We start from the raw sequence: 25,925 nt of genomic DNA, 5'->3' as shown, positions 1-25,925 counted from the left end.
AGAGTCATGGCTGATAAGATGGCTGAACAACTATCGGCGCAAGCCGCGGACGATGCGAACGTCGCGGCGAGCCAACTCTCGGCGATGGTCGACGACGAACTCGATGGCATGGAAATCGATCTCGTGTTGCGCCGGCTATGTCGAGATGGCGATTTACAGTCCTGCTGGTCCCGTTATCACCTGATCAGCGATGTGATGCAAAGCCATTTACCCGATGCGCTTGCTCCCGATTTCACCGCGCGCATTCGCCAAGCGGTCGCGGCCGAGCCTCTGCCATTGCCGGTCGGTAAATCGCTGCCGGCCTGGTATAAACCGGTCACGGGGTTCGGGTTGGCCGCGTCGGTCGTTCTCGTTGCTCTATTCGGGCTGAAACTGACCCAGACCGATGCTCCGTTCGCTTCCGCCACCCAACTAGCCGCCAGCAACCCGTCCCCTGCTCCTGCTCTTACGCCCTTCGTGGTTCGGGCCGCCACTGTCCGGCAGACGGACACTTCCAACGAGCCGGTTGAAGCCCGGCTGGGCAGCTATCTGGTCAACCACAACGGTTATGCTTCCCTGAACAGCATGCACGGCATGCTGCCTTATGTGCGCATGGTTGGCTACCAGCAGCCCAGCCGCTAAGACTTTCTTCGAATGAAGCGCAAGTTATTGCACTGCGCCGCCCTGGTGTTCGTGGCCGGGTCACTGTCGTCCGCCGGCTGGTCCCAACCGGCACCCGAAGAGGCGAAGCACTGGCTGGAGCGAATGATTCAGGCGACCCAAACCTTGAATTATGAAGGGACCTTTGTCTATGTGCAGGGGCCTCATGTGGAGGCCATGCGGGTCATTCACGGCGTCGGCCCCGAAGGCGAGCGGCAGCGGTTGTTTTCCCTGAATGGCCCACTAAGGGAAATTCTGGTGGCCAACAACAGCGTGACTTGTCTGTTGCCCAAACAGCATGAGACGTTCGGCGGCGATGGCTACGGAGGTTCCCGCTTTCCCCTGTCCATATCCCGCGAACTCGGGCGGTTGGAAAGTTATTATGAGTTTGAAACGCTGGGCGAGGACCGGATTGCCGGTCTGGAAGCGCAGATGATCGCCATCAAACCGCGGGATGCCTGGCGGTTCGGTTATCGGTTGTGGCTGGATCGGCGCAACGGTATGTTGTTGCGCTCGATCCTGCTGGACGAGCAGGGCTACCCGGTCGAGCAGCTCATGTTCACCGATTTCCAGATCAAGCCGCGGATCGATGAAAAGGCTTTCGAATCGCCAACGCTGTCTCCGGATGCCAACCCGCCCGCGGCCAGTCGGGGTTCCAACGAAGAACAACCGTCTCCCACCGTCGAGCCGGTGACGCAGTCGGCGTGGCGCGTGAGCCAGTTGCCGGATGGTTTTGTCAAGGTATTGCACAACCGCTTTATCAAAAATCCAAGCCACCATGTCACCGAGCACATGGTGTTCGCCGATGGGCTGGCGACCATCTCGGTGTTCCTGGAGCGCTTGGACGGATCGCCGGCGCTGCTGCGGGGTGGCTCGCAACTGGGGTCGATGAACGCCTTTGGCAAACTGCTGGACGGCTATCAGATTCTGGTGGTCGGCGAAGTGCCGGTGGCGACCGTGCGGCATTTCGCCGACACGATTCAATATGTTCCCGATATTCCCGAGGCTGCCAAACCATGATTGAGGAACGCGCGGTGGTGGTGGAGGCTGGCGATGGCCACGCCTGGGTCGAAATCCAGCGGCGTTCGGCTTGTGGCTCATGCGCCGTCAGCGAGGGTTGCGGCACGGCGACATTGGGGAAGCTCTGGAGCGGTCGCCGGATCCGGGTGCGGGCGATTGCGGAAGAGCCGCTGCGGGTGGGTGACGAAGTGTGCATTGGCCTGGCCGATGGTGTACTGCTGCGAGGCGCGTTGCTGGCCTACTCGTTGCCGCTACTCCTGCTTCTGGCGGGAGCGCTGTTGGGGCAAGTGGCGTTCGCCGGCGCGGGTGAGGAACCAGTGGTGCTATCGGGCGTGCTGGGCTTGGGATTGGGGTTTCTGGTGGTGCGGGTTCTGTCGAAACGCTTTCAGGACGATAGCCGCTTCCAACCCCGGGTGTTACGCCGGAGCGCCGGGATACTGACGACGGGTGTACTTTCCCGGCCGTGATATCGCTATAATCGCTCCCCTGTTCGATAACCATACTCGCAAGCCTCCGTGCCCGAGCGGCAGCGGGGGCTTTTACGCATCTACCCCAAACGTTCGCCGGCCGGGATGGCGCGCCGGCGATCGGGGTGTAGTGGAATTTCATGGATCACATTCGTAATTTTTCAATCATCGCGCACATCGACCACGGTAAATCCACGCTGGCCGATCGCTTCATCCAGATTTGCGGTGGGCTGAGTGCACGGGAAATGGCCGAGCAGGTGCTCGACTCGATGGATCTGGAGCGGGAGCGCGGCATCACCATCAAGGCGCAAAGCGTGTCGCTGCGCTACGCGGCCCGCGACGGCCAAACCTACCAGCTCAACATCATCGACACGCCGGGGCATGTGGATTTCTCCTACGAGGTATCGCGTTCGCTGGCCGCCTGTGAAGGTGCGCTGCTGGTGGTGGACGTTGCGCAGGGTGTCGAGGCGCAAAGTGTCGCCAACTGCTACACCGCCATCGAGCAAGGGCTCGAAGTCCTGCCGGTCCTCAACAAGATCGACCTGCCTGCCGCCGACCCGGAACGGGTGACGCGCGAGATCGGCGACATCATCGGACTGGACGCCAGCCAGGCTCTGCGGGTCAGCGCCAAGACCGGACTGGCGGTGGCCGATCTGCTGGAAGCGATCATCGTGCATATCCCGCCGCCGAAGGGTGATCCAGACGGGCCACTCAAGGCGCTGATCATCGATTCCTGGTTCGATAACTTCGTCGGCGTCATTTCGCTGGTGCGGGTCGTGGACGGCCGGATTGCGCCCAAGCAGAAAATCCGGGTGATGTCCACCGGCCGGACCTTCCAGGTCGAATCGGTCGGTATTTTTACCCCCAAGCGCGGCGAGCGGCCGATCCTGAACGCGGGCGAGGTCGGCTATATCATCGCTGGCATCAAGGATATCGACGGCGCGCCGGTGGGCGACACCTTGACCGGGGCGGATCGGCCGGCGACGACGGCGCTGCCGGGGTTCCAAAGAGTGCAACCGCGGGTGTTTGCCGGGCTGTTCCCGGTCGATGCGGACGACTTCGGCAACCTGCGCGAGGCGCTGCAGAAGCTGCGATTGAACGATGCCTCGCTGCATTTCGAACCGGAAACCTCGCAGGCGATGGGCTTCGGCTTCCGCTGCGGTTTCCTGGGCCTGCTGCACATGGAGATCGTCCAGGAACGGCTGGAGCGAGAATACAATCTCGATCTGGTCACCACCGCGCCGACCGTCATTTACGAGGTGCTGGCCGCCAAGGGCGAGATCCTGAAAATCGACAATCCCGCCAAGCTGCCGCCGGCCAACGAAATCGTCGAAATTCGTGAACCGATCATCGTCGCTCATATTTTGACTCCACAGGATTATCTTGGCGCCATCATTACGTTGTGTATCGAGAAGCGCGGCGTGCAGCGAAACTTGCATTATGCCGGCGGCCAGGTGCAATTGAGCTTCGAACTGCCGCTGAGTGAGGTGGTGCTGGATTTTTTCGATCGTCTAAAATCAGTCAGCCGTGGTTTTGCGTCGTTTGAGTACAGTTTCGACCGGTTCCAGGCGGCGCCGCTGGTGAAGCTGGATGTGCTGATCAACAGCGAACGGGTGGATTCGCTGTCGATCATCGTCCACCGTGAGCAGGCCCAGTACCGGGGTCGTGAGCTGGCGGTCAAGCTTAAGGAGCTGATTCCACGCCAGATGTTCGAGGCCGTGATCCAGGCAGCCATCGGTAGCCAGGTCATCGCCCGCACCACCGTCAAGGCGCTGCGCAAGAACGTGTTGGCCAAGTGCTACGGCGGCGACGTAAGCCGCAAGCGCAAGCTGCTGGAGAAGCAGAAAGCCGGTAAGAAACGGATGAAACAGGTTGGCAAGGTGGAAATTCCCCAGGAAGCGTTCCTGGCCGTGCTGCAGATGGATAAAAACTCATGAGACGTGTGGTCTCGTTGTATGGATTTTCATACCGATGAACATTGATTTTGCGGCTGTTCTGGTGGTGCTGACCGTATTGACCGGCGGCATCTGGCTGTTGGATACCCTGGTATTGGCACCACGCCGAACCCGCGCCTCGATGATGGGCACGGTCGGTCAGGTACGGTCGGTGGCGGAAAAGCTGCCGTGGTACGTGGATCTGTCGAAATCGTTCTTCCCGGTCATCCTGGCGGTGTTGGTGCTGCGCTCGTTCATCGTCGAGCCATTCCGCATTCCTTCGGAATCCATGCTGCCCACCTTGCTCAAGGGTGATTTCATTCTGGTCAGCAAGTTTGCGTATGGTTTGCGGTTACCGGTGCTCAATACCAAAATGATCGGCAACGGCGAACCGGAGCGAGGGGATGTGGCCGTGTTCCGTTTTCCGCGTGATCCGGCGGTGGCTTACATTAAGCGGGTGGTCGGTCTACCCGGCGATGTGGTGGAATATCACGCCAAGCAATTGCGGATCAACGGCCAGCCGATCCCGCTGACGCCGGTGCCGGACAATCCCGGCGAACCGGGTTACCGGCAATTTGAAGAGCGACTGGGGGCAATTACCCATCGCATTCAGGTGCTGGACGACAACCGCTGGGGATTGGTCGGGTTCTGGCCCGAGATTCAGGTCCACCGTGAGCCGGATGGCGCGGTCAGTTGGAAATACCAGGTGCCGGCCGGGCATTACTTCGTCATGGGCGACAACCGGGACAACAGCAGCGACAGCCGGGTTTGGGGGCCATTGCCGGAAGAAAATCTGATCGGCCGGGCATTCTTCATCTGGATGAATTGGAATTGTGTAACCTTGAATGGTCAGTGTGGCCGAATCGGCAGTGGGATCAAGTAGGCGAACCTGGGAGATACGAACGATGCGCGCAAAACAATTGGCGAAAAGCGGACGAGTTGGGAAACAGCGTGGCATGACCGTCATCGGTATGTTATTGCTGATCATTGTGATCGCGTTTGTCGCGTTGATCGGCATGAAGGTGGTGCCGATGTACATCCAGATGTTCACGGTCAAATCGTCGATCGAGAGTATCCGTAAGGAGCCGCAGTTGGCGCAGATGAGCCCGATCGACATCCAAAATGCCATCCAGAAACGCTTCGACATCGGTTATGTCGATAATATTACGGCCCGAGATCTGAAGATCCGCAACGACCGCAGCGGTCGGGTGCTCGACTTGGTCTATCAGGACGAGCGGGATCTGTTCTACGGCTTGTCCGTGGTGCTGAAGGTCAATGAAGTGATCCCGCTGACGCCGAATCCGTGAACCCGCCGCTATCCCGCCTGAGCGCCGCCTTGGGCTACACCTTCCGCCAACCCGAGCTGCTGGAAGAGGCGCTGACCCACCGCAGCGCCTCGCCGCATAACAACGAGCGACTGGAGTTTCTGGGCGATGCACTGTTGAACCTGATCGTGGCTGAATACGTATTCCTACATTACCCCAAGGCCAGCGAGGGTGAATTGAGCCGGTTGCGATCCAGCCTGGTCAAGGGCGAGACCTTGGCGGAACTGGCGCGCGGTCTGCGATTGGGAGACTGGCTACGCCTGGGCTTGGGCGAGCTTAAAAGCGGGGGCTTTCGCCGCGATTCGATTCTGTCGGACACGCTGGAGGCGATTTTCGGCGCGGTTTATTTGGACAGCGGTCTGGCGGCCTGCCGCGATTTGGTGTTACGCATCTACCAAGACTGCCTGGAACGGCTGGCTGACGCCAGCGAGTTGAAAGATCCGAAAACCCGCCTGCAAGAGTACCTGCAAGCCCGGCAGCAGCCACTGCCAGCCTACAATATACTGGAGATCGGCGGCGAGCCGCACGCGCAAAGCTTCACGGTGGAGTGTGCGGTCGCCGAGTTGCGCGCGGTCGCGGTGGGAAGCAGCCGCCGCAAGGCCGAGCAGGAAGCCGCCCAGCGGTTGCTGGAGCAGATGCGATGACCGTCACTCACGCCGGTTACGCCGCCTTGCTGGGCCGGCCCAACGTGGGTAAATCCACCCTGTTGAACCGGCTGATTGGCCAGAAGCTCAGCATCACCGCTCCCAAACCGCAGACCACCCGACACGTCATTCTCGGCATCCAGACCCTGCCGGACGCCCAGATCGTCTATGTGGATACCCCAGGTCTGCACCGTCGGGGCCAACGGGCGTTGAATCGTCACCTGAACCGGGCGGCGGCCAGCGTGTTGGGCTATGTGGATGTGGTGGTATGGCTGGTTGAGGCGCTACGCTGGACCGAGGAAGATGAAGACGTCCTGCAACGCTTGGCGGATTTTGTCGGGCCGGTGGTGCTGGCGGTCAATAAGGTGGATCGGATTAGCGATAAGGGCCGCTTGTTGCCGTTTCTGCACGATTTGGCTGGCAAGCGGAACTTCAACGAAGTGGTGCCGCTGGCGGCGATCAACGGCGATAACGTGGCGGCGCTGGAGCAAGTGATCGCTGGCTTGTTGCCGACCGGCAACCTGCTATTCCCGGCCGAGCAGATGACCACCGCCAGCGAGCGTTTCCTGGCGGCCGAACTGATCCGCGAGAAGCTGACCCGGCTGCTGCGTGAGGAATTGCCCTACGCCCTGACCGTCGAAATCGAACATTTTGTCGACGAAGGGCGACTGGCGCGTATCCATGCGCTGATCTGGGTGGAGCGTGAGACCCAAAAGGGGATCGTCATCGGCGAGAAGGGAGCGACGCTGCGCGAGGTGGGCCGGCAGGCCCGCGAGGACATGGAGCGCCTGTTCGGCCGCAAAGTATTCCTGCAAACCTGGGTCAAGGTGCGCGAGGGCTGGTCCGACGACGAACGGGCGTTGCGGAGTTTGGGCTACGCCGATCCGTAAACGTTCTAACCCTCCGCATCGATCGCCGGTTTCCCTTGCACCATGCGCGTGTTGCTGCAACCCGCCTTTATCCTGCACCGCCGTCCTTATCGCGATACCAGCCTATTACTTGAGGCGTTCAGCCGCGAGCACGGCCGGCTGGGCTTGGTGGCGCGCGGCGCGGCGTCCGCCCGCTCGCGGCTGAAAAGCGTGTTGCAGCCGTTCCTGCCCCTGCTGCTGTCCTGGAGCGGAGCCGGCGATCTGGCGGCCTTGACGGCGGCCGAGGAAACGGAGCGGCTCGCGTCGCTGCCGCCTGCCCAGGTGCTGGCCGGACTCTATGTCAACGAACTGCTGGTGCGCCTGCTGCCACGGCAGGACCCGCTGCCCGGACTGTTCGTCGCCTACCGGGCGCTGTTGACGGAACTGGCGGTGGCGACCGACGCGGAGCCGCCGTTGCGGCGGTTCGAAAAGCGCCTGCTGGAAGAACTGGGCTACGGGCTGAGCCTGGATCGCGAAGCGGCCAGCGGAGTGCCGATCGTTGCCGAGCAGCGTTACCGCTACGTGCTGGATCGGGGTCCGCTGGCCGCCGATTCAGGCGGGTCCGGCGTGCCGATTTCCGGTCGGGGGCTGCTGGCTTTGCGCGACGGGATGCTGGCCGACCCTGACGTGCTGCGGGAGGTCAAGCGTCTGACCCGCGCCGCGCTGGCCGAGCAGTTGCGGGGGCGGGCGCTGAAGACGCGGGAACTGTACCGGGTCAAGCGGGAGCCATGGCCGGAATGACGCGATTTCGAGAATTCACCCAGCACCCGATGGCGCGACGACGGCCCTACAGGAAGCTGTGTAGAATCGCCCGGGTTTCCGTCGCCGGCATGCGCGGCCCCAGGCTGGTCACCAGTTTGGCCGATGCCGCTGAAGCCAAAGCGCCGACGCGCCGATGATCCCAACCCTGACCCCGGCCATAGAGGAAAGCCCCGGCGAACATGTCCCCGGCGCCGACCGTGTCCACGGCTTCCACTTTGACCGGGTCGATGTCGATCAGCATCCGGCCATCCCAAACCAGCGCGCCTTTGGAACCCCGCGTGATCACAAACTCCTGGCTGAGGGTCTTCAGGTAGTCGATCGCGCTGTCCAGGTCGGCGGCGCCCACCACGCCCTTGGCCTCGTCCTCATTGGCGAATAGCAGATCCACGCCCGAGCCGATCATCTCCAGCAATCCCGCCTTGAAAAACCGGACCATGTTGGGGTCGGACAGGGAAATGGCGGTCTTGACTCCGGCCGCCTCGGCGACGTGCTTGGCCGCGATGCACGCTTGGCGAGCGGTCTCCGAGGTGACCAGATAACCTTCCATGTAGAAGTATGCCGAGTCGCGCAGGGCGTCCTCGACCAACTCTTTGGTGGACAACCCGCCGCTGATCCCCAGGAAAGTGCAGAGGGTGCGATCGCTATCCGGCGTGACCAGCACCACGCAACGGCCGGTGTGCCCCGGCTCTTTCTCGGTATGGTGATTGGTGTCCACCCCGCCATCGAGCAGGTCTTTCATGTAGAAATGCCCGAGATCGTCCCCCGCGACCTTGCAGGAATAGAAGCTGGACCCGCCGAACTGGCGGACCGCGATCATCGAATTGGCCGCCGACCCCCCCGAACTGCGCTGATGCGAGTGCGCGGCCAGATGATCCATCATCCGCAACTGGCATTCCTCGTCCATCAGGGTCATCACGCCCTTGTCGATACCCAGTGTTTCCAGGTCGGCAAGCTCGACCTCATACTCCATGTCCACCAGCGCGTTGCCGATCCCGTACACGTCATACTTCGCCATAATGCCTCCATCATCAATGGGTAATCCTGTTGAGTTCCGCGGTTCCCAACTATTGGGTTTTCGTGGGAGCCACTGGCCGGCGCTTCGATCAGTTGTCGCGCCCGAACGGGCTCCGGTGGATCCGGATTCGATACTACATCGCCGCCGCAATCGCCGCGCGCAGCCGCTCCACATCGGAGTCGCCATCGGTTTGCAGCGGGTTCTCGTCAGTTGCCGGCGGCTCATCGTGGCGGAGTTGCCGTTCCAGCACTTCGACATCGGCCTCGGCGGCGTCATCGCCACGCGCCCGCCGGGCCGCGACCCGCGCCCGCAAGGTTTCGGGATCGGCGGCGCAATCGAGCAGGATGAACGGGACGCCATGCCGGGCCGCCAGATCGCGGAAGGGTTGCCGGTGCGCCCGCTTCATGAAGGTGGCGTCCACCAGTACCGGATGGCGGGCGGCGAGCAGACCGTTCGCCAGATCGTACAGGCGCTGATAGGCGCGGGCGCTGGCGTCCGGCGTGTAGAGCCCCCCACCCAGAGTGGATCTGCTGTCGTCCAGGGGGCCGAGGCCGAACAGCCGCTTGCGTTCCACGTCGGAGCGGAGGCGGATGGCGCCGGGGAATATTTCCAGCAATTGTCCGGTCCGACGCGATTTGCCGGAACCGGAAACGCCATGGGTGATCAACAGAAACGGCCTCGATTCCTGAGTCAGCACCAGCGCCAGCCGCAAATAATCGCGGCACAGGGCGCGGGCGGCGGCACGGTCCGGTTCTGGGATATGATGATCCTGGCTGGCCTGGATGGCGTTGATCTTGGCGCGCACCATGGCCCGGTAGACCTGGTAATAGGACAGCAGCGCCGCTCCCGCGAAGTCGCCGCCGTATTCCAGATAGGTATTGAGCAGTCGCTGGGCGAGGCCACCAGCGCCGCGGAAGCGTAGATCCATGAGCAGAAAGGCCAGATCGTTGATGACATCGATCCAGCGGAGATCGTCGTTGAATTCGATGCAATCAAAGATCGTGACCTGCCCGGTGTCGGTCAGCAGCAGATTGCCAAGATGCAGGTCGCCGTGGCATTCGCGGATCCAGCCGCCGGCCTTGCGTTCCGCCAGTCGCGGCCACAGCCGCTCGGTAGTCGCCAGGGTCCAGCGCTCCACGGCGGTCAGGAGGTCGAGATCGGCGGGATCGGTCAGCAGCGGCCGGGTATGGGTAAAATCGTCCAGCATCGGTCCGCGAACCCGTTCCGGGGTACCGAACGGCGCGGCGGGGTCGGCCGTGGCGATGGCCTGATGAAAAACGGCCAGCCGTCGGGCCAGTGCGTCGATATGCCGGTTTTCCAGCCGGCCGGTGGCCAGCACCCGATTCAGCAGGGCTTCCTGGGGGAAGCGGCGCATGCGGACGGCGTATTCAATGGCTTCCCCGGCGGCGCCCAGGACCGGTCGAGCGGCGCTGCCGCCGATCGGCACGCAATCGAGGTAGAGATCCGGCGCCAACCGGCTATTCAGGCGCAATTCCTGTTCACAGTAGTATTTCCTTCGGGCCAGACTGGTAAAATCCAGGAATCCCAGATTCAGGGGTTTTTTGATCTTGTAGGCGTAGTCCCCGGCCAGCAGGACATGTGAAATATGCGTCTGCAAGTGCTCGACGGCGTCTACCGGATGCGGGTAGCGGTCCGGTTGCAGGAGCGCCGCAATCAGGGTGGTCTGGTCAAGAGTTTCGTTGGCAGGATGCACGCGCCAGACTCCGAAGCGGAAAAACGAGGCCGTAGAATAAGACAAAAACACCGCATCGCGCCAAGTGGATTGAAAGGCGTGGCGCGTCCGAACTGGAACAGGCATGGCTAAAGGCAAACCTTCCCGTAAACCCAAAACGAATTCCGGGCCGCGCCCTCGCCGGGCCGGCCCAAACGTGCTGCGATCCTTGTCGTCGCTGTTTTTTTCGCTGCTGCTCGGCAGCCTGCTGCTGGGCGTGCTCGGGCTGAGTCTGTACATGCTGTATCTGGATGCGGTCATCCGCGCCGAATTCGATCAGAAGCGCTGGGCCATGCCCGCCAAGGTCTACGCTCGGCCGCTGGAACTGTTCGAAACCATGTCGCTCGGCGCCGATGCCTTTGCCCAGGAACTTAAGCTGCTGAATTACCGTGATGTGAATTGCCCGGAAGCGCCGCCACCGCCCCCGAGCGGCAAACGCTCGCTCCGGCGCAAACCGCCGCCGCCGGAAACTTGCGCGCCGCCGCCCGGAGGCGGTGGGTCGCCGGATCGCGCGGGCACTTTTGCCCGACACGGGGAAACCTTCGAGGTCATGACCCGCGAGTTCGCATTTTGGGACGGCACGGAACCGTCGCGTCAGATCCGTCTGGTATTCGCGGGCAACATCCTGATCGAACTGGCCGGTTTGAACGGCCAGGAAGCGCCGGGCCTGCTGCGGTTGGACCCGCCGGAGATCGCCGGCATTTATCCCGCTCACTATGAAGACCGCATCCTGCTTAAGGGCAAGGACTTGCCGCCGGCCCTGGTGGATACCCTGCTGGCGGTCGAGGATCGCTCGTTTTTCGAACACTCCGGCATCAATCCCAAGGGCATTTTCCGCGCCATGCTGGCCAACTTGCGCGCTGGGCGGACAGTGCAGGGTGGCAGCACCCTGACCCAACAGTTGGTCAAAAATCTGTTTCTGAGCAACGAGCGGACCTTTACGCGCAAGATCAACGAAATCCTCATGGCGGTTTTGATCGACGCGCGCTACGGCAAGGACGACATTCTCGAAGCCTACAGCAACGCCATCTATCTGGGGCAGGATGGTAGCCGGGCGATTCACGGTTTCGGGCTCGCCAGCCAGTTCTATTTCGGCAAGCCGATGGAGGATCTGGACCTGCATCAGATCGCCCTGTTGGTGGGTATGATCAAGGGACCCTCGTACTACGATCCGCGCCGCCATCCAGACCGCGCCAAGGAACGCCGCGCTTTGGTGTTGGATGTCATGATCGAACAGAACCTGATCAGCGCCGAGGATGCCGCCATCGCCAAGAACATGCCGCTGGATGTGACGGACAAGGTGGCCAGCGGCATCACCGCCTATCCGGCCTTTCTGGATCTGGTGCGGCGGCAACTGCGGCAGTATTACAACGCCGAGGATTTGGTGTCGGAAGGATTGCGGGTATTTACCACCCTCGACCCGCGAGTGCAGGCGGTGGCGGAGAATACCTTGATCAACAGTCTGCCGGGGCTGGAAAAAAGTCAGCGCAAGGCCAAGCCATTGCAGGGCGCCGTCGTCGTGACCGATACTCAGACCGGCGAGGTATTGGCGATGGTGGGGGACCGCGAGCCGAAGAGGGTCGGTTTCAACCGGGCGTTCGACGCCAAGCGGCCAGCGGGTTCGCTGGTCAAGCCGGTGGTGTATTTGACCGCGTTGGAGCAGCCCGAGCGCTATACCCTGATGACGCTGTTGAACGACAGTCCGTTGGTCTACACCTCGGGCGGCCAGCGTTGGACCCCAGCCAATTACGACAAGCGTTACCACGGTCGGGTCACGCTGCGGGACGCGCTGGCCCGTTCCTATAACATTCCGGTGGTACGGGTCGGTCTGGACATGGGTGTCATCAATGTGGTGAAAATGTTCCAGCGATTGGGGCTGGAGCGCGATCTTAAGCCATATCCGTCCCTGCTGCTGGGCGCGCTGGACGCGTCGCCCTTTGAAGTCGCGCAGGTTTATGCGTCCATCGCCGGCAATGGATTTCGCATGCCGTTGCGTGCCATCCGCGAAGTGACCGATACCGCCGGCAAGTCATTGCAGCACTACACGCTGGAGGTGGAGAAGGTGGTCGAGCCGGGGCCGGTCTATCTGGTGATCAACGCCATGCAGCAGGTGGTAAAGGCGGGCACCGCCAGTGCCATGAAGAGCAAGCTGTCGCCGGATTTGAACATCGCGGGCAAGACCGGCACCACCGACGACTACCGTGATAGCTGGTTCGCCGGTTTTGGCGGTAACCGGTTGGCGGTGGTTTGGCTGGGCCGCGATGACAACAAACCCACTGGCCTGAGTGGCTCCAGCGGTGCATTGCGGGTTTGGATGAATTTGATGGCGAGTTTGAATCTGGAGCCGCTGGACCCGCCGCTGCCGGCGGGGGTCGAGGAAATCCGGGTGGAGCCGCGCAGCGGCTTGCAGGTGAGCGGGGGCTGTCGGGGTGGCCAGCCGGTGCCATTCCTGGCGGGTTCCGGGCCGCGCGGATCAACTTCTTGCGGCGGTCAGTCCGCCGCCCGGCGCTCCAAACCGCGCGAGACGGCTCCGGATACATCCGGGGATGCGGAACGCTCAGGGGGGATGAGTGATTTCTTTCGGCGGCTGATGCAATGAAACATAGCCACCATGGTTGGCCAAGTCCGCCCGGCATCATCTCGGTCGTACATGGCGGTAGGAATGATGAAAGGGTACAGTTAAGCTTAATGATGGATTTGATTGAGGTGCGGGGATGCCTTGTCGGGATCGCCGGACCCGCGGGGAAAATCGATGAATAAAGGGTTTCAGTCTTCTCTTGGAGCGTTGGTGCTGGCGCTGGGGGTGGTCGGCTGTGCGCCGCCGCCATACTCGCAACAACCGTACAGGGCGCCGGTGGTAAATCGCAGCACGCGCCCGCCGCAGACCTATGCTCAGCCACAGCCGGTGCCGCCAGCGGCCGCGGGACGGACGCTCGAACAGGATCCGCTGTTGCCGCGAGAGTACTCCTCCGGCTATCCAGCGGCGCCGGATCCTTATGCCGCCACGCAGGGAGTGGCGCCAGCCAACCCGAATGCCTATTACGGTAGCGTGCCGGCCCGGCCTTATACACCGGAACCGGACGGTGGCGCCTATCGGCAACCGGCCTATCCGCCGGGCGCGGCCGCATCCCCCCCGGCATACCCAGCCTATCCCGCGCCGCGAACCGACGACTACAGCAGAGGAGTGGCCCCGCTGCCGGAACCGGTTTATCCGTCTTCCCAGCGAGGTGCGGACGATCTTTACGAGACGACGACACCATCATCGGGTCTGTTACCCGAACCGCAGCCGGTCGTGCCGCGGACGCCGTCGGCGGCCCCGGCACGGCCGCCGGCACCGGTGCCGCCGCCCGCCGCGGAATCGACGGTCGCCACGCCGCCGCCGCCCGCCGCGGAATCGACGGTTGCCATGGCGACGCCGCCGGCCGCTCCGGCCCAAGCTAGGCCCGCCCCCACCCGCCCGACGCCCCCACCCGATTTGCCCCCGGCCGAAATTACCCGCGAGGGTAACCAAGCCGTGGTCGCTCTGTTGGACAGTGCCGACAAGTATGTTCGAAGCAACCAGTTGGATAAGGCCGGCGCCGCGCTGGAACGGGCCTTGCGCATCGAGCCGCGCAACGCCGGGATCTGGCATGATCTAGCCCAAATTCGCCTGCATCAGGGTGAATACCAGCAGGCCGAGTCACTGGCGAGCAAGTCCAACAACCTGGCCAGTAGCAACCGGGCGCTGCAAGGTCGCAACTGGAAGCTGATCGCCGTTGCCCGCAAGGCGACCGGGAATACCGCCGGCGCCGAGGAAGCCGAAGCGCGGGCGGCACAGTTGCGCTAAAGTCCGCCCGAACGGGGAGGTTGCCGTGGATGCGACCGAGCTGCTGGGTCCGAGCGGTCTGCTGGCCCGGCAGGTGCCGGGGTTCGCGCCGCGCCTGCCGCAGCAGCAGATGGCCGAAGCGGTCGCCGCCGCGCTGGAGGAGGGCGGTACACTGGTGGTCGAGGCCGGCACCGGCACCGGCAAAACCTACGCCTATTTGATTCCCGCGCTGCTGTCCGGGGCGCGGGTCATCATTTCCACCGGTACCCGCCACCTGCAAGACCAGCTTTTCCACCAGGACCTGCCGGTGGTGCGACAGGCGTTGAACGCGCCGGTGCGGGCGGCGCTGCTGAAGGGGCGTGGCAACTATCTCTGCCTGTATCGCCTGCAAGCGACCGAGCAGGCCGGGCGCCTGAGCACGCGCGAGCAGGCGGCCGAACTGCACCGCATCCGCGCCTGGGCGGGCCGCACCCGTCGCGGCGACATCGCCGAAATCCCCGACGTACCGGAAACCTCCCTGATCTGGCCGCGCGTGACCTCCACCGTGGACAACTGCCTGGGACAGGACTGCCCGCAACTGGCCGAGTGCTTTCTGGCCAAGGCACGGCGCGAGGCGCTGGCGGCGGATGTGCTGGTGATCAACCATCACCTGTTCTGCGCCGACATGGCGATCAAGGAAACCGGTTTCGCCGAACTGTTGCCGGGGGCGGAAGCGTTCATCCTCGACGAAGCACATCAGTTGCCTGGGATTGCCACCCACTTCCTCGGTCGGTCCTTGAGTGGCCGGCAGTTGAGCGAACTGGGGCGGGATACCGTGGTGGAACAGGCGCGGGACGCGGCGGATTTCGCCGATCTGCGCCGGCGGGCCGAGGCGTTGGAGCCGGCGATCCTGACGTTGCGGCAGGCGCTGGGAACGACGGAGCGCCGCGCGCTGTGGCGGGAGGTTGCCGAACTGCCGGCGGTGGTGGAGGCGATCAAGCAATTACATGAGACGCTGGATCGCCTGCGCGAGGCGCTGAAGGAAGGCGCGCCGCGTGGCAAGGGCCTGGAGAATTGCCAGCGGCGCGGCGAGGATCTGGCGCTGCGGCTGGCGGCGTTGACCGGGGACGAGAGCAACCCCGATAACGTCCGCTGGTTCGAGACCCGGGGCCGCGGCTTTACGCTGAGTTTGACCCCGCTCGATATTGCATCGAAGTTTCAGGAGCGGCTGGCGGCGCAGCCAGGGGCCTGGATCTTTACCTCGGCGACGCTGGCGGTGGGGCAGGCGTTCGAGCACTTCGCGGCGCGACTGGGGTTGCGGGATTACGCGGCCTTGCGTCTGGACAGCCCGTTCGATTTTGCCCGCAACACCCTGCTTTATCATCCGCCGGGCTTGCCCGATCCCGCGGCATCGCACTACACGGCGGCGTTGCTGGACGCGGCGTTGCCGGTGTTGGCGGCCAGCCGGGGGCGGGCGTTTCTGCTGTTCACCAGTTTTCGGGCCTTGCGCGAGGCGGCGGGATGGTTGGCGGGGCGGCTGGATTATCCGCTGCTGGTGCAGGGCGAAGCGCCGAAGGGGGTGCTGCTACGCCAGTTTCGGGCCTCGGGCAACGCGGTGTTGCTGGGCACCGCCAGTTTTTGGGAAGGGGTGGATGTGCGCGGCGAGGCGCTGTCTTGCGTGATCATCGATCGCTTGCCGTTCGCCGCGCCCGGCGATCCGGTGGTGCAGGCGCGCATCGAATCCCTGCGCCAGCACGGCGAGGACCCATTTCTGACTTATCAGCTTCCCCATGCGGTGATTACCCTGAAGCAGGGGGTGGGTCGGCTGATTCGCGACGTGAGCGACCGGGGCGTGCTGGTGCTCTGCGACCCGCGCCTATTGAGCAAATCCTACGGGCGGGTGTTTCTGGATAGCTTGCCGCCCATGCCGAGAACGCGGAAGCTGGAACGGGTGCAGGCATTTTTCGCGGGTGGCGATAGTTAGGAGTCAGGATCATCCATGGATGACGGGTTCTTGGATCTTGTGACCTCGCGCCGCCGCTGTTCCAGCCAGAACGTCAGCGCCAGCGCGCCGCCGCCGGTGATCAGCAGGCTGAGAAACCATCCCAGGCCTTCGGCCAGATGAGCGAAGAACAGGGTGTAGATTTGAATGATCAGGAAGGTCGCGCCGTAGCCGGTCAACATCCGCATGGCCAGCCGCGCGCCCAGCCAGATCAGTATCCCGTTCAGGCCCGCCCATAGCAGATTGAACAGCGCCAGTTCGGCGGCACCACTCAGATGCCAGCGGTGGCTTTCCAGGTCGAAATTGCCGAACAGCGATAGCAGCCACAACGCCATTTCGGCGAAGAACAGCCCGCCTGATAACCAGACTTTGAAAAATCCCCGATAGGGCGCCAGCGGTCCCCGTTCGCTCTGCTGGTGGATGACGGCGACGGCGATGATCGCCAGCGCCGCCGCCAGGAAGCGCAGTGGGTAGCTCATCCCGAACCAGTAAGCGCCCCAGCCGGAAGCGTAGCCGGTAAAGCCGCCGAACCAACCGAAGAACACCACGGCGCTGAGCACCAGCAGCAGCGGGTTGTTGAGCGCGTAGCTGAGGGCGAGCAAGACCAGCAGGTCAATCAGCAGCAGGGCGGGCCAGTTGCCGGAGCCGGTGGAAAAGATCGCGCCCAGGTTGAACGTCAGGCCGATCAGCAGCAAACCGCCCAGCAGCTCCAGGCTGGAGGCGGTCAGCACCAGGCCGGGGCGGGTGCGCTTGAACCATTGCGCGCCGCCGAAGCTGGCGACGGTGGCCACGCCCAATAACACCGCCAGCTTTTCCAGGGTGAAGTCGAACAGGGTTCGGCCGAGAATGCCCAGTCCCGCCATGACGCTGATTGCGCCAAAGAGCAGGAACCAGCGGCCCAGCGAACGCCAGTCCCAGCCTTCGAGCGGGTAGCGTGCGCTCAGTTGGGCGTGCCGCGCTTCGTCCAGCAGTCCTTCGCGGAGCAGTTCGTCCAGTTCCCGGCGGACCCGGCGGTTGCGGGATTGCGGGTTCATGCTTGCCGCTCCAGTGGGGCGGCTTGGCTCCAGCGTTCGCAGGCATAGCCGAATGCCATTGCCAGTATGCCGCCGAGCAGGAAAAACAGGCCGAGCGAGAGCGAGTCCCAGAAGCGTTCGTAGTAGCGGGTGTACAAGTCGATGGCGAGGAACACGATGCCGAAGCCGGTGAAGCGGGCGTCGTGCAGGCGGGCGCCGGCGATGATTTGAGCGATGCCGGCGGCGGTGAACACCAGCACCCAATCCAGCGGTCCGCGCGGCAGGGTGAGGAACCACAGGGACAGGTTCAGATACAGGAGCCCGAAGATCAGATACAGTCCGCCGAAGCCGATACAGCGCCGCAGGGGACCGAGTTCCAGCCGCCGTTCGTGCCAGAGGCCCAGCAGGATCGTGATCAGGGCGGCGACCGCCATCAAGCGTTCGTCCTGGATGTGGGCGAAATAAGTGCCATGCCCGCCATAGGCGTGCCAGGCACCCAGTCCGTGGAAGAGCAGCAGCAAGCCCAGCAGTAGCGGCCAGCGCAGGTGATAGCGATAGGCGGTCAGGGTGGCGAGTACGCCGGTGAGCAGCAGGATGAGCGGGACGTTTCGTTCGGCGCTACTGTCGCCCAGCAGGGCGATCTGGAGCAGTACGAAGGCGCCGAATGCCGCCGCCAGGCTGGCGGTGATCAGCACCGAGCCGGTGAAGGGGTGGGCTTGCCGGGGATCGGTGGCGCATCGCACCCCGAAATACCAGAGTCCCGCGCCGACCGCCGTCAGCAGCATCGTCGCCACTAGGGCCGATTCCGCGGCCATGGCGATGAAGGCGAGTACCGCCAGCCCCAGTTGGAAAATGGCGAACAGGCCCAGCCATTTCAACAGCGCGGCCAGGAAGCGGCCAGAGGATTCGTAGCGCGGCAGCAGGGTTTCCAGTAGCGGCCGGTCGATGAGCCCCTGCTGATACCAGGCGGTGACTTCGCGGGTGAGCAGGTCGTGGGTGATGGGGCGCATGGCGGGGTTTCCAGGAAAAATGCCTACTGGCAGTATATGCTTTTGGTGCTGGAATGTACTTGACCCGAGCCATTCAAGCCGATCTCGTGACAGAAGGAGGTCGTTGGGGGGGGGCTGGCATCGTTGCTGAAAATGCTGTTACTAGCGATGGGAGCGTTGATCTGGGGTTGGGGTGAAAAAGCGCCTCTTGCGTGGATGCTGGTATGTTATACGGAAGCCATAAATCATTTGTTGGAGTAGTAGATGAACATAGATCTAAATATCGTTGGCACGATAGCATCGATTATTAGTCTCCTTCTCGCTATCGTGTTCTGGCGTTTGGCTGATCGGCAAGCGGACAAAGCCGATAGAATATTGAATGAGATAAAAGATAAAATGATGTCTTGGCAAAATGATATAAACAGCGCTGCTATCAGTTTGATCCAAGCACGGCCAGAAATTATAGCCGAAAAAGTATCCTTAGAAGAGACCAAGAGTAATTCTGATTTTATGGATAGAATCGCGGACATAGTTGAGGCTTTGGCGAAAGAAGCAGATGCACAGACGGCTGGATATAAACTAGCCATAGCCGAAAAGCTTTTAGAACACCAAAAATCGTCCATCGTCGCTAGGGAGCAGGTAAAAGCTAATTTAATAGCCGCACAGCAAGGAGTAACGCTTGGAAAACAATCGATAGAATCGCAGCCAGAATAATAGCTTTTATAAGGGTTGAATAACTCAGTACATAATTATTACTCATGTGAGTTAAATTGCTTGTTAAAAAACAGGAGAAAGATGAAATGTCAGAGCAATATTTCGCGACAGGGCAATGCTTATGCGGCGACATAAAATACACGATTTCTTCTGCCCCAATCAGAATGGGGCAGTGCCACTGTGACCATTGCCGGAGATTGACGGGGACAGGGCATTCATCGAATGCTTTTTTTGCCAAAGATACTGTCCACATCGAAGGTGAAACAAGCCACTATGATTCAATAGCAGATACAGGCGCGATCATTACGCGTTATTTTTGTCCAAAATATGGCAGCCGCCTTTTTGGTACAAGCAATGTAGCTACAAATATTATTAGTGTTTCGGCAGGCACGCTGGACAGTAGTTCATGGTTTAAACCGAATGCCATTGTCTATAATAAAAGAAAGCCAATATGGGATTTTATGGATGAAAATATCTCTACTTTTGAAGAAATGCCGCCTGCGCCAACTCAGAAGTAAGTCGCGCGCGCCTGATTTTCCAACCAGCACCCTGAAGCGAGGAATTCAAAGATGAAAGCAAGTATTGCCACATCATTGCTGCTTGCCGGAATGTGCCTTTCGGTGTCAGCTATTGCCGAGGACCAGGCGCATTGGTCCTATTCAGGTCCAGAAGGCCCGGAGCACTGGGGTGAACTGGCAAAGGATTTTTCTACCTGTTCCACTGGCAAGAATCAATCTCCCGTCAATCTTACGGGAATGATCGAGGGCAACCTTGCAGAGATCAAGATCAATTACAAAGCCGGAGGTAACGAAATAGTCAATAATGGCCATACCATCCAAGTCAACTATAAACCAGGCAGCATGATCGATGTCAGTGGCCACTCATTCGAATTAAAGCAATTTCATTTTCACTCACCGAGCGAAAATACGATCGATGGTCACTCTTATCCCATGGAAGCGCATTTTGTGCATGCGGATCAGGACGGTAATCTCGCGGTCATCGCGGTGATGTTTAATGAAGGAGAAGCAAACGCCGAGCTGGAAAAAGCTTGGGCGCGAATGCCTGAGCAGGCGGGTGATCATCAGGCACTGAAGGCGATGGTTGATGCTAATACCCTGTTGCCCCAGCAACACGATTACTATCGTTTCAATGGCTCGCTAACCACCCCGCCGTGCTCCGAGGGCGTGTGGTGGCTGGTCATGAAACAGGCCGATACTGCTTCCAAGGAGCAGATTGAAAAGTTCGCGCATACGATGCATCACGCCAATAATCGCCCACTTCAGGCAGTTAACGCCCGAATGATTCTGGAATAAATCCAGCGAGGCCATCAGTCGATTCGGAGCCGCCGCGCCGATTCGGGTCGATTGATGGTCGTCAATGGCGGCTGACAAACCAGGCGCGAGGGCTTGCCGGAAGGATCGTCTCTGCCTGAGCATACCGTGCAACGACTGGGACCCGCGCTGATCGAGAGCTTGCCGGGTTCACTGTTCATCCGTAGCGCCGAAACCTGATTCGACCATCCGATCCTGGAGAACCCCGCCGCATGGCCAACGGGAATGAGTTCACCCTGCTGAAGGAGCGGCGGTTCCTGCCGTTCTTCATCACCCAATTTCTGGGCGCGTTCAACGACAACGTATTCAAAAACGCGCTGATCATCCTGATTGCCTTCCAGGCAGCCGATCCCGCCCGAGCTAACACCCTGGTCAATCTCAGCGCCGGTTTGTTCGTGTTGCCGTTCTTCCTGTTCTCGGCCACCGCCGGCCAACTGGCGGACAAGTACGAGAAATCGCATCTGATGCGCGGAATCAAGCTGCTGGAGATCGTCATCATGCTGGGCGCGGCGGTTGGTTTCATTTTGGGCAACATGTCGGTGCTGATCGGATTGCTGTTTCTGATGGGCTGGCAATCGACCCTGTTCGGCCCGGTGAAATACAGCATCTTGCCCCAGCATCTACGGCCCGAGGAACTGGTCGGCGGCAATGGTTGGGTGGAGATGGGCACCTTCCTTGCCATCCTGATCGGTACTCTACTTGGCGGGGTGCTGATCGCCATCCCGGATCGCGGTCCCTGGCTGGTGGCCGGCGCGGTGGTTCTGCTGGCCGTGCTGGGCTTTCTGTCCAGCCTGTTCATCCCCAAGGCCACGCCGGACGCACCTGAGCTGCGCATCAACTGGAATCCGATTACCGAAACCTGGCGCAACATCGAGATCACCCGCCGAAGCCGCACCGTGTTTCTGTCGGTGCTGGGGATTTCCTGGTTCTGGTTCCTGGGCGCGACTTATCTGGCGCAATTGCCCAATTACTCCAGGCTGACTTTGGGCGGCGACGAGCATGTGGTGACGCTACTGCTGACCACCTTCGCCTTGGGCATCGGCGTCGGTTCGCTGCTGTGCGAGCGGTTGTCGGGGCGCCGGGTGGAACTCGGTCTGGTGCCGTTCGGTTCGATCGGCCTGACCCTGTTCGGCATCGATCTATTCTTCGCGGTGTCACCGGTGGCGGAAGGCGCGCCGTTGATCGGCGCCATGGAGTTCTTGCGCGGCGCCTCCAACTGGCGAGTGCTGATCGATATCCTGCTGATGGGGATGTTCGGTGGGTTCTACATCGTGCCGCTGTACGCGCTGGTGCAGCAGCGCAGCGAAGCAAGTTTCCGTTCCCGCGTCATCGCCGGTAACAACATCATCAACGCCCTGTTCATGGTGCTATCGGCGGTGCTGGCCATTTTCTTTCTCGATGGGGTGGGGCTGAGCATCCCCCAGTTTCTGCTGCTGACGGCGCTCTTCAACGCGGCGGTGGCGCTCTACATCTTTAGCCTGGTGCCGGAATTCCTGATGCGCTTCGTCGTGTGGATTCTGGTGAATATCGTGTATCGATTGCGCGCTCAGGGTTTGGAGCGGATTCCCGATAAAGGGCCGGTGGTCGTGGTTTGCAACCACATCAGTTACATGGATGCGTTGGTGGTGATCGGTTGCTGCCGGCGGCCGATCCGCTTCGTGATGGACTATCAAATTTTCAAGATGCCGCTGCTCAGTTTCGTGTTTCGCACCGCCGGCGCCGTGCCGATCGCCCCGGCACGGGAAGACCCGGAGACTTTGGAGCAAGCCTACGACCGGGTCGCCCATTATCTGGAGAAGGGCGAAGTGGTGGGGATTTTCCCGGAAGGGCGGTTGACCGAGGATGGTGAGATCGGCCCGTTCAAGAGTGGCATTGAACAGATCGTTCATCGCACGCCGGCGCCGGTGGTGCCGATGGCGCTGCGCGGCTTGTGGGGCAGTTTTTTCAGCCGCCGCCATGGTAAGGCGATGCACCATTTGCCCCGGCGGTTCTGGTCGCGGATCGAGCTGGTGGTGGGCGAGCCGGTGCCGCCCGAACAAGCGACTTCGGCGTTGCTACGCGAACGGGTGGTGGCCTTGCGGGGCGATTGGCCATGAGGAAAGGGTTTATGGGGACGCATTCGATACGGGATCACGCCCGCGCCGGTCGGTGGCCGGCGACCGCGCGATTGCGGCGTCAGCGTGGCGCCGTGCCGATGTGGGTGCTGATCGTGTTGGGCGTACTGGGCGGCCTGGTGCTCTACTGGTACGTGACGCCGCGGGAGGCGCCGTCCTGGGCGCGGGGTTGGCTGCCCGGCCTGCCGGAATACACCGGGCTACTCTACCGCTGGCGCGACGAGCAGGGGCGCGAGCAGATCACCGACCAGCCGCCCAAGGGCCGGCCCTACGAGACGGTAAACTATCGCGGCGATACCAATGTGGTGCCGCCCTGGAACCAGTAGTGTGCCGTCCGTAAAAAACCGCCCGCCGGCTGAGCTCCGGGGGCGGTTAGGTGTTCCTTGAAGGCAAGAACTCGACTTAGGGAACGTCCTTCTTTGGTCTGGCGACTTGTTGCGCGAGTTTGTTCAGTTCCTCGACGCTCATGGTGTCGTCATAAATCCCCGCGCCGACCCGGATGTCCGGTTGGAAGGATACCTCGGTGGTTTGGGTGTAGGAGATCTTGCGGGATGCCTTGGCTTCGCCCGGCTTCGGCCACCAGTATTCGACCCAACCGCCACTGGCGTTGTTACCGGCCTCGCAGAGCTTTTTGAACAACAGATTGCCCTTGTCATCCTCCATTTGCAGGATGGGCTTGCCGACCAGATCGGGACGCAGAGGGTGGGCGATCATCTTGTTGTCCCGGCAACTGAAGACGAACACGTAGCTGTCCTTCCACACCCAGCGCGCGTTGTTGTTGAAGTCCGGAAAACCAGCTTGACCCTTGTCGTGTAGGTACTTCGCCGCTTCGTGTACCTTGGAGACCACTTCCTCGGGAGTGGCGGCGTCAGGGCCCATGGCGCCAACCCACGCCGGCGCGGTGCCCAGGATCAGGGCCAGGCTAGCAAAACCAACGGTTGTTTTTCGCATCTTGAAAATCCTCCAGAAATTTGGTGGCTGAGGCAAAAGGTGCCGGGGTTTCAGGCAACCCAGGGCTTGCCCGCTGGCAGGAGTTCCTTGCCGTAAATCTCGTTCAGGATGACCCGGGCCATCATGTACCAGGCGGCCAGCGCGCAGACCATCAGTTCGTAGCCGGCCACCACCGTTAGACTCGGGATAGCCGAAGTGGGCCAGATCGAGCAGGATAAAGCCGATCAGCAGGGTGGTGAAGGTGAAGGCCATCGCGCCATGGATGCGCAGCGAACCGACCCACAGAATCGCGGTGAACAGCGTCCAGGCCACCAGGAACCAGCCCACATCGGTGGTGCTAGCCTTGAATAGATCGAATTTGTTGCCGAGCAACATCAGGCACAGGGCGATCCAGAATGCGCCGTAAGAGGTAAAGGCGCAGTAACCAAAATTGTTACCGGTCTTCATTTCCTGAAGGCCGGCAATCAGTTGCGCCATTCCGCCAAAGACTAGCCCCAGCCAGACCACCGGGCCGATGCTGGGCATCCAGCCGACATTGTGAAATTGCAAGACCAGGGTGGTCAGACCGAAGCCCGCCAGGCCGACGACCGCCGGGTTGCCAAGTTTTTGTTCTGCCATACCGTTAATCTCTCTTGGTTGCAAAGAATCAAGCCGTGGAACACGCATATCCCATTGAGGGAAGCGGTATCACAAACGGTCTCGACCACTATAGAAAAGATTTTTGCCTTTGGAAGGGTGGCCCCGGTTCGGAAAAAAAATAAACTCAGCCAATTTCCTTGCGCGACGCCCGCTTGCGTTCATGTTCCAGCAGCAGCTTCTTGCGCACGCGGATGGATTTTGGGGTGACCTCGACCAGTTCGTCGTCGTCGATGAACTCCAGCGCCTGCTCCAGACTCATGCGCACCGCTGGGGTGAGCAGGATGTTCTCGTCCGAGCCGGCGGCGCGGATGTTGGTGAGCTGCTTGGCCTTGAGCGGGTTGACCACCAGGTCGTTGTCGCGGGAGTGGATGCCGACGATCATGCCCTCGTAGACCTCGTCGCCGGGGCCGACCATCATCCGCCCGCGTTCCTGGAGATTGAACAGGGCGTAGGCCAGCACCTTGCCGGTGGCGTTGGCGATCAGCACACCGCTGGCGCGCGCGCCGATAGCGCCTTTTTTCTGCGGGCCGTAGCGGTCGAATACATGGTAGAGCAGGCCGGTGCCGGAGGTGGCGGTCAGGAACTCGGTCTGAAAGCCGATCAGGCCGCGCGCCGGAATCAGGTAATCCAGCCGCACCCGACCCTTGCCATCGGGTTGCATGTCGAGCAGCTCGCCGCGTCGTTCGCCGAGCTTTTCCATGATGGCGCCCTGGTGTTGCTCCTCGACATCGACCGTCAACTGCTCGTAGGGCTCGCGGATTTCCCCATCGATTTCGTGCAGGATCACTTCCGGGCGGGAGACAGCCAGCTCGTAACCCTCGCGGCGCATGTTCTCGATCAGAATCGACAGATGCAGCTCGCCACGCCCGGATACCTTGAATTTGTCCGGGTCGTCGGTATCCTCGATGCGCAGGGCGACGTTGTGAATCAGTTCCCGCTGGAGCCGTTCGCGTACTTGGCGGCTGGTGACGTACTTGCCTTCGCGCCCGGCGAAGGGCGAGGTGTTGACCTGGAAGGTCATGCTCATGGTCGGTTCGTCCACCTTCAGCGGCGGCAGCGACTCGACGGCGCCGGGGTCGCAGATCACGTCGGAAATGCCCAGCCCGTCGATGCCGGTGAAGGCGATGATGTCGCCGGCGGACGCCTCGGGGAATTCGATCCGCTCCAGGCCCTGAAAACCAAGGATTTGCAGCACCCGACCGTTGCGGCGGTGGCCGTGCCGGTCGAGGATGACCACCGGCGTGTTGGTCTTGACCTTGCCGCGGCGGATGCGGCCGATGCCGATCACGCCGACGTAGCTGTTGTAGTCCAGCGAGCTGACCTGTAGCTGGAACGGTCCGGCCGGGTCCACCGCCGGCGGCGGGACATGGGCGATCACGGTTTCGAACAGCGGGTCCATGTTACCGTCGCGCACGGTTTCCTCGAGCCCGGCGTAGCCTTGCAGCGCCGAAGCGTAGATCACCGGGAAATCCAATTGCTCGTCGGTTGCGCCCAATCGATCGAACAGGTCGAAGGTGCGGTCCAGCACCCAATGCGGGCGAGAACCGGGCCGGTCGATCTTGTTGATGACCACGATGGGTTTGAAGCCCATGGCGAAGGCTTTTTGGGTCACGAAGCGAGTCTGCGGCATCGGGCCATCCACCGCGTCCACCAGCAGCAGCACCGAATCGACCATCGACAGCACCCGCTCGACTTCGCCGCCGAAATCGGCATGGCCGGGTGTGTCAACGATGTTGATATGGTAGTCCCGCCAGTACAGGGCGGTGTTCTTGGCCAGGATGGTGATGCCGCGCTCTCGCTCCAGTGCGTTGGAATCCATCACCCGTTCCGGCGGCGCGGCGCGGTCTCCCAGCGTGCCGGACTGCTGCAGCAGTTTATCCACCAGCGTGGTCTTGCCATGATCCACATGGGCGATGATGGCGATGTTGCGCAGAGTCGCTAT

Annotated in this window: 23 protein-coding genes and 1 pseudogene; 17 read left to right on the top strand and 7 right to left on the bottom strand. The window is 61.6% G+C overall.

Annotated features, from left to right (window positions below; genetic code table 11):
• The first annotated feature begins 6 nt into the window (after positions 1-6).
• The 9 genes from IPM89_08595 (at position 7) to recO (ending at position 7,678) form a co-directional block, all read left to right on the top strand.
• Positions 7-621: a hypothetical protein gene (locus tag IPM89_08595; GenBank protein ID QQS52994.1), complete on the top strand. Its 615-nt coding sequence runs from the start codon at positions 7-9 to the stop codon at positions 619-621.
• Positions 622-633: 12 nt separating this feature from the next.
• Positions 634-1,659: a MucB/RseB C-terminal domain-containing protein gene (locus tag IPM89_08590; protein ID QQS52993.1), complete on the top strand. Its 1,026-nt coding sequence runs from the start codon at positions 634-636 to the stop codon at positions 1,657-1,659.
• Positions 1,656-2,126, top strand: a complete 471-nt coding sequence (locus IPM89_08585; protein ID QQS52992.1) for a SoxR reducing system RseC family protein — start codon at positions 1,656-1,658, stop codon at positions 2,124-2,126. The genes IPM89_08590 and IPM89_08585 overlap by 4 nt, the downstream gene beginning before the upstream one ends.
• Positions 2,127-2,266: 140 nt before the next feature.
• Positions 2,267-4,063, top strand: a complete 1,797-nt coding sequence (gene lepA / locus IPM89_08580) for an elongation factor 4 (GenBank protein QQS52991.1) — start codon at positions 2,267-2,269, stop codon at positions 4,061-4,063.
• 34 nt (positions 4,064-4,097) lie between these two features.
• Positions 4,098-4,943: a signal peptidase I gene (gene lepB, locus IPM89_08575; protein ID QQS52990.1), complete on the top strand. Its 846-nt coding sequence runs from the start codon at positions 4,098-4,100 to the stop codon at positions 4,941-4,943.
• Between the two features lie 22 nt (positions 4,944-4,965).
• Entirely contained in the window at positions 4,966-5,367 is a 402-nt protein-coding gene (locus IPM89_08570) for a DUF4845 domain-containing protein (protein ID QQS52989.1), read from the top strand.
• The gene (rnc, locus tag IPM89_08565) at positions 5,364-6,029 is read left to right on the top strand and encodes a ribonuclease III (protein ID QQS52988.1); all 666 of its coding nucleotides are present in this window, start codon (positions 5,364-5,366) and stop codon (positions 6,027-6,029) included. The genes IPM89_08570 and rnc overlap by 4 nt, the downstream gene beginning before the upstream one ends.
• Positions 6,026-6,919 carry a GTPase Era gene (gene era / locus IPM89_08560; protein ID QQS52987.1) on the top strand — a complete coding sequence of 298 codons (894 nt, stop codon included), beginning with the start codon at positions 6,026-6,028 and terminating at the stop codon, positions 6,917-6,919. The genes rnc and era overlap by 4 nt, the downstream gene beginning before the upstream one ends.
• Positions 6,920-6,961: 42 nt before the next feature.
• Entirely contained in the window at positions 6,962-7,678 is a 717-nt protein-coding gene (gene recO / locus IPM89_08555) for a DNA repair protein RecO (GenBank protein ID QQS52986.1), read from the top strand.
• Positions 7,679-7,724: 46 nt separating this feature from the next.
• Here recO and IPM89_08550 read toward each other — a convergent pair whose 3' ends face one another.
• On the bottom strand, positions 7,725-8,714 hold the full coding sequence (locus IPM89_08550) for an adenosine kinase (protein ID QQS52985.1): 990 nt from the start codon (positions 8,712-8,714) through the stop codon (positions 7,725-7,727).
• A 133-nt stretch (positions 8,715-8,847) separates the two neighbouring features.
• The gene (locus IPM89_08545; GenBank protein ID QQS52984.1) at positions 8,848-10,533 is read right to left on the bottom strand and encodes an AAA family ATPase; all 1,686 of its coding nucleotides are present in this window, start codon (positions 10,531-10,533) and stop codon (positions 8,848-8,850) included.
• 70 nt (positions 10,534-10,603) lie between these two features.
• On the opposite strand from IPM89_08545, the gene mrcB reads away from it, so the two are divergent.
• From mrcB to IPM89_08530, 3 genes are all read left to right on the top strand, one after another.
• Positions 10,604-13,045, top strand: coding sequence for a penicillin-binding protein 1B (gene mrcB, locus IPM89_08540; GenBank protein ID QQS52983.1), 2,442 nt, complete (start codon positions 10,604-10,606; stop codon positions 13,043-13,045).
• Between the two features lie 153 nt (positions 13,046-13,198).
• Complete coding sequence (locus IPM89_08535) at positions 13,199-14,272, top strand: tetratricopeptide repeat protein (GenBank protein QQS52982.1); 1,074 nt, start codon at positions 13,199-13,201, stop codon at positions 14,270-14,272.
• Between the two features lie 109 nt (positions 14,273-14,381).
• The gene (locus tag IPM89_08530; GenBank protein ID QQS55849.1) at positions 14,382-16,214 is read left to right on the top strand and encodes an ATP-dependent DNA helicase; all 1,833 of its coding nucleotides are present in this window, start codon (positions 14,382-14,384) and stop codon (positions 16,212-16,214) included.
• Here IPM89_08530 and IPM89_08525 read toward each other — a convergent pair.
• Together IPM89_08525 and IPM89_08520 are read right to left on the bottom strand one after the other, a co-directional pair.
• Positions 16,211-17,266 carry a DUF2157 domain-containing protein gene (locus tag IPM89_08525; GenBank protein ID QQS52981.1) on the bottom strand — a complete coding sequence of 352 codons (1,056 nt, stop codon included), beginning with the start codon at positions 17,264-17,266 and terminating at the stop codon, positions 16,211-16,213. The genes IPM89_08530 and IPM89_08525 overlap by 4 nt on opposite strands.
• Positions 17,263-18,255, bottom strand: coding sequence for a hypothetical protein (locus IPM89_08520; GenBank protein QQS52980.1), 993 nt, complete (start codon positions 18,253-18,255; stop codon positions 17,263-17,265). The genes IPM89_08525 and IPM89_08520 overlap by 4 nt, the downstream gene beginning before the upstream one ends.
• 243 nt (positions 18,256-18,498) lie before the next feature.
• Here IPM89_08520 and IPM89_08515 point away from each other — a divergent pair, with 243 nt between their 5' ends.
• From IPM89_08515 to IPM89_08495, 5 genes are all read left to right on the top strand, one after another.
• Complete coding sequence (locus IPM89_08515; protein ID QQS52979.1) at positions 18,499-18,948, top strand: hypothetical protein; 450 nt, start codon at positions 18,499-18,501, stop codon at positions 18,946-18,948.
• 86 nt (positions 18,949-19,034) lie between these two features.
• Positions 19,035-19,466 carry a GFA family protein gene (locus IPM89_08510; protein QQS52978.1) on the top strand — a complete coding sequence of 144 codons (432 nt, stop codon included), beginning with the start codon at positions 19,035-19,037 and terminating at the stop codon, positions 19,464-19,466.
• Between the two features lie 51 nt (positions 19,467-19,517).
• The gene (locus IPM89_08505; protein ID QQS52977.1) at positions 19,518-20,261 is read left to right on the top strand and encodes a carbonic anhydrase family protein; all 744 of its coding nucleotides are present in this window, start codon (positions 19,518-19,520) and stop codon (positions 20,259-20,261) included.
• A 230-nt stretch (positions 20,262-20,491) separates the two neighbouring features.
• Positions 20,492-22,375: an MFS transporter gene (locus tag IPM89_08500; protein QQS52976.1), complete on the top strand. Its 1,884-nt coding sequence runs from the start codon at positions 20,492-20,494 to the stop codon at positions 22,373-22,375.
• A gap of 11 nt (positions 22,376-22,386) precedes the next feature.
• Positions 22,387-22,719, top strand: coding sequence for a DUF4124 domain-containing protein (locus IPM89_08495; protein QQS52975.1), 333 nt, complete (start codon positions 22,387-22,389; stop codon positions 22,717-22,719).
• A 76-nt stretch (positions 22,720-22,795) separates the two neighbouring features.
• Here the strand turns inward: IPM89_08495 and IPM89_08490 are convergent, their stop codons facing one another.
• The 3 genes and pseudogenes from IPM89_08490 to typA all read right to left on the bottom strand — a co-directional run bounded on the left by IPM89_08490 (position 22,796) and on the right by typA (position 25,925).
• Positions 22,796-23,344 carry a cache domain-containing protein gene (locus IPM89_08490; GenBank protein ID QQS52974.1) on the bottom strand — a complete coding sequence of 183 codons (549 nt, stop codon included), beginning with the start codon at positions 23,342-23,344 and terminating at the stop codon, positions 22,796-22,798.
• Positions 23,345-23,394: 50 nt separating this feature from the next.
• A pseudogene (locus IPM89_08485) lies at positions 23,395-24,010 on the bottom strand (acetate uptake transporter).
• Positions 24,011-24,107: 97 nt separating this feature from the next.
• The gene (gene typA / locus IPM89_08480) at positions 24,108-25,925 is read right to left on the bottom strand and encodes a translational GTPase TypA (protein ID QQS55848.1); all 1,818 of its coding nucleotides are present in this window, start codon (positions 25,923-25,925) and stop codon (positions 24,108-24,110) included.

It is taken from the genome of Candidatus Competibacteraceae bacterium (genome assembly GCA_016699715.1).
GTDB lineage: Bacteria > Pseudomonadota > Gammaproteobacteria > Competibacterales > Competibacteraceae > Competibacter.
This window is presented reverse-complemented; position numbering and strand designations above follow the sequence as displayed.

What these genes read in the sequence shown, in the direction of transcription:
- IPM89_08510 (QQS52978.1), top strand. Translation starts at nt 19,035, where the DNA reads ATGTCAGAGCAATATTTCGCGACAGGGCAATGCTTATGCGGCGACATA.
- IPM89_08495 (QQS52975.1), top strand. Translation starts at nt 22,387, where the DNA reads ATGGGGACGCATTCGATACGGGATCACGCCCGCGCCGGTCGGTGGCCG.
- lepB (QQS52990.1), top strand. Translation starts at nt 4,098, where the DNA reads ATGAACATTGATTTTGCGGCTGTTCTGGTGGTGCTGACCGTATTGACC.
- IPM89_08530 (QQS55849.1), top strand. Translation starts at nt 14,382, where the DNA reads ATGGCCGAAGCGGTCGCCGCCGCGCTGGAGGAGGGCGGTACACTGGTG.
- era (QQS52987.1), top strand. Translation starts at nt 6,026, where the DNA reads ATGACCGTCACTCACGCCGGTTACGCCGCCTTGCTGGGCCGGCCCAAC.
- lepA (QQS52991.1), top strand. Translation starts at nt 2,267, where the DNA reads ATGGATCACATTCGTAATTTTTCAATCATCGCGCACATCGACCACGGT.
- IPM89_08515 (QQS52979.1), top strand. Translation starts at nt 18,499, where the DNA reads ATGAACATAGATCTAAATATCGTTGGCACGATAGCATCGATTATTAGT.
- IPM89_08550 (QQS52985.1), bottom strand. Translation starts at nt 8,714, where the DNA reads ATGGCGAAGTATGACGTGTACGGGATCGGCAACGCGCTGGTGGACATG.
- IPM89_08545 (QQS52984.1), bottom strand. Translation starts at nt 10,533, where the DNA reads ATGCCTGTTCCAGTTCGGACGCGCCACGCCTTTCAATCCACTTGGCGC.
- IPM89_08585 (QQS52992.1), top strand. Translation starts at nt 1,656, where the DNA reads ATGATTGAGGAACGCGCGGTGGTGGTGGAGGCTGGCGATGGCCACGCC.
- IPM89_08520 (QQS52980.1), bottom strand. Translation starts at nt 18,255, where the DNA reads ATGCGCCCCATCACCCACGACCTGCTCACCCGCGAAGTCACCGCCTGG.
- IPM89_08570 (QQS52989.1), top strand. Translation starts at nt 4,966, where the DNA reads ATGCGCGCAAAACAATTGGCGAAAAGCGGACGAGTTGGGAAACAGCGT.
- IPM89_08590 (QQS52993.1), top strand. Translation starts at nt 634, where the DNA reads ATGAAGCGCAAGTTATTGCACTGCGCCGCCCTGGTGTTCGTGGCCGGG.
- IPM89_08500 (QQS52976.1), top strand. Translation starts at nt 20,492, where the DNA reads ATGGCCAACGGGAATGAGTTCACCCTGCTGAAGGAGCGGCGGTTCCTG.
- IPM89_08525 (QQS52981.1), bottom strand. Translation starts at nt 17,266, where the DNA reads ATGAACCCGCAATCCCGCAACCGCCGGGTCCGCCGGGAACTGGACGAA.
- IPM89_08595 (QQS52994.1), top strand. Translation starts at nt 7, where the DNA reads ATGGCTGATAAGATGGCTGAACAACTATCGGCGCAAGCCGCGGACGAT.
- IPM89_08490 (QQS52974.1), bottom strand. Translation starts at nt 23,344, where the DNA reads ATGCGAAAAACAACCGTTGGTTTTGCTAGCCTGGCCCTGATCCTGGGC.
- IPM89_08535 (QQS52982.1), top strand. Translation starts at nt 13,199, where the DNA reads ATGAATAAAGGGTTTCAGTCTTCTCTTGGAGCGTTGGTGCTGGCGCTG.
- IPM89_08505 (QQS52977.1), top strand. Translation starts at nt 19,518, where the DNA reads ATGAAAGCAAGTATTGCCACATCATTGCTGCTTGCCGGAATGTGCCTT.
- recO (QQS52986.1), top strand. Translation starts at nt 6,962, where the DNA reads ATGCGCGTGTTGCTGCAACCCGCCTTTATCCTGCACCGCCGTCCTTAT.